This is a genomic window from Nocardioides cremeus, from assembly GCF_030518195.1.
In the GTDB taxonomy this organism is placed as follows: domain Bacteria; phylum Actinomycetota; class Actinomycetes; order Propionibacteriales; family Nocardioidaceae; genus Nocardioides; species Nocardioides cremeus.
Genome location: NZ_JAULSC010000337.1, coordinates 1 through 274, shown reverse-complemented (window position 1 = coordinate 274; position 274 = coordinate 1). Strand labels below are relative to the sequence as shown.

Here is a 274-nt window from a genome sequence, read left to right as displayed (position 1 = left end):
CGTAAAAACCGACAAGAAGAAAGCTGAAGTCGGCATTAACGTTGGTGCGGGTGTGAAATTGCTCAATCATTTGCAGGTTGGTGCCAATTATAATATCCCGTTGGGAGACACTGCCAAATTTGAAGGAACAGACGCTTCTTATAAGACTAAGACTTGGCAGGTATCTGTTGCCTATATTTTTTAGATAGTCTGTCACTTTACATCGTATATAAAAAAGAGTTTCCGGTCAACGGGAACTCTTTTTTTTGTTCGAGGGCTGCCCTGTTGCAGCCTC

The 274-nt window shown here is 42.3% G+C and carries 1 protein-coding gene; it reads left to right on the top strand.

What is annotated here, in order from left to right:
* A partial coding sequence (locus QWJ41_RS21310) for an outer membrane beta-barrel protein (protein ID WP_302710505.1) occupies positions 1-184 on the top strand: 184 nt, incomplete at its 5' end.
* Positions 185-274 lie beyond the last annotated feature (90 nt).